The 1,720-nt window shown below is 63.1% G+C and carries 4 protein-coding genes; all 4 read right to left on the reverse strand.

Translation table 11 applies throughout. From position 1 onward, the window contains the following. Positions 1–8 precede the first annotated feature (8 nt). The gene (locus tag EOA38_RS35710) at positions 9–491 is read right to left on the reverse strand and encodes an SRPBCC domain-containing protein (RefSeq protein ID WP_245481008.1); all 483 of its coding nucleotides are present in this window, start codon (positions 489–491) and stop codon (positions 9–11) included. A gap of 41 nt (positions 492–532) precedes the next feature. After that, positions 533–982 (reverse strand): SRPBCC family protein, encoded by a 450-nt coding sequence (locus tag EOA38_RS35715; protein WP_126091128.1) that lies wholly within the window; start codon positions 980–982, stop codon positions 533–535. Continuing rightward, on the reverse strand, positions 979–1,299 hold the full coding sequence (locus EOA38_RS35720) for a metalloregulator ArsR/SmtB family transcription factor (RefSeq protein ID WP_127301428.1): 321 nt from the start codon (positions 1,297–1,299) through the stop codon (positions 979–981). The genes EOA38_RS35715 and EOA38_RS35720 overlap by 4 nt, the downstream gene beginning before the upstream one ends. Positions 1,300–1,375: 76 nt before the next feature. Next, positions 1,376–1,720: GNAT family N-acetyltransferase (locus tag EOA38_RS35725; RefSeq protein ID WP_127301429.1), on the reverse strand; the 345-nt coding region annotated here is incomplete at its 5' end.

Raw genomic sequence — 1,720 nt, forward strand, 5'->3', positions numbered from 1 at the left:
CTTCTCCCCTAAGGGGAGAAGGAGAGGTGCCCCTGCAACCACCCAAGCACTCTTGCCCAGCCTTCGGCATGCTCGGCCGCCGCGTCCGGGAAGCCGGCGAAACCGCCGTGGCAGATCGTGAGCTGCGTGCCGGCCACGGTCGGTTCCAGCAGATAGGCGACGGTGGTCTCGTGGCGGCCGAGCGTCGGATGGTCCCGCTCGTAGCGCCTCGTCTGCACGATGCGGCGCGGCATCTCGATCTCGATAAATCTCCCGCTGACGGGAAGATGCCCGCCGTCGGCAGTCTTCACGGTGACATTCCATCGGCCGCCGACGCGAAGATCGGCGGCCCAGCCAATCATCCGGTAGGTGTCCGCCGAGCCCCACCAGCGCCCGACCTCATCCGTGACGAGCGCGGCAAGAACTTGCTCGGGAGGGGCAAGGATTTCTGCCGAAGCCATGACCGTCTCGGTGTTCGCCATGGCCTGCGGCCAGGAATGCCCGAGCATCATCGCAACCTCCTTTGGGTTCGTTTCGATTTCGAAACGATGCCTCAGCCCTTTGACGGCGGGCGCTCGAAACCCTTGCCGGTCTCGAGCAGGCTCTTCAGGCTCGCCAGGACCAGCGGCCAGCCCTTGGCGACGTTCTCGATCAGCCTGTGCGGTCCGTCGGCCTCGTGGGTGACGGCAAGCTTCATCAAATCGCCGTCCTGCTCGATGGTGAAGGTGCAGCGCGTGTAGCCGTCTTCCTTCAGCTCCGGCATCCATTCGTTGCGCCATTTGATGACGAGACGCCTGGGCGGGTCGATCTCGAGAATCTCGCCCGAGTCGGCGACTCGGCCGTCGGGGAAGATCAGCTTCCAGCTCGAGCCCACCTTCCAGTCGCTCTCCTGATAGGAGCAGAGGAAGAACTGCCGGTTGAACTCGGGGTCGGTCAATGCCGTCCAAAGCTTTTCGGGCGTGGTGCGGATATAGGTGACGTAGACGAAACTGTTGTCGCTCATGGCTCTTCCCTTTCAAGCCGCTTCTTCAGGTCGCTCAATGCATCCAGCCGATGGCGCTCGAACTTGCCGATCCAGCGCTCGGCGATCTCGTTGATCGGAACGGGATTGAGGTAGTGCTCCTTCTCCCGGCCCCGGCGCATGGTGGTGACGAGGTTCGCTTCTTCCAAAATCGCCAGGTGCTTGGTCACCGCCTGGCGCGTCATCTCCATCCGTTCGCAGAGCGCATTCAGCGTCTGCCCGTTCCGGGCATAGAGGCTGTCCAGCAATTGCCGACGTGTCGGGTCGGCCAAGGCGCGAAAGACGGCATCCATGCTCATGGCCTTAATATGCAACCATTTGGTTGCATGTCAAGCGGCGTGACAAACCCAAGCAATCACTTGCCGGTGAATGGCGTCAGTGCTTGCGGGAGAACCAGAAAGCGTCGGTCATGCGTTTCATGCCGATGCGCTCGTAAAAACCGACGGCGTCGGGCAACGAGATCAGGCTGATGCCGACCGCAGGGCCGAGTTGCCGACGCGCCTCGTCCATCAGGCCCTTGCCGATGCCGAGCCCTTGCGCCGAGGCGGACACGGCGAGCTCGGAAATGTAGCAGACCCAGGAGAAGTCGGTGATGGCGCGGGCAACGCCGACAAGCGGCCTGCCCTCGACATCGAGACGCGCGGTCAGCACCAGATTGGCATTGCCGAGCATCGTCTTCAGGCGGGCCTCGTCATCGACCGGCCGTGTTTCGCCGAGGCC

The sequence above is a fragment of the Mesorhizobium sp. M1E.F.Ca.ET.041.01.1.1 genome, assembly GCF_003997355.1.
Classification (GTDB): domain Bacteria; phylum Pseudomonadota; class Alphaproteobacteria; order Rhizobiales; family Rhizobiaceae; genus Mesorhizobium.

Excerpts from the sequence above, each read along its gene's own strand:
- EOA38_RS35710 (WP_245481008.1), bottom strand. The coding sequence starts at position 491 with ATGATGCTCGGGCATTCCTGGCCGCAGGCCATGGCGAACACCGAGACG.
- EOA38_RS35720 (WP_127301428.1), bottom strand. The coding sequence starts at position 1,299 with ATGAGCATGGATGCCGTCTTTCGCGCCTTGGCCGACCCGACACGTCGG.
- EOA38_RS35715 (WP_126091128.1), bottom strand. The coding sequence starts at position 982 with ATGAGCGACAACAGTTTCGTCTACGTCACCTATATCCGCACCACGCCC.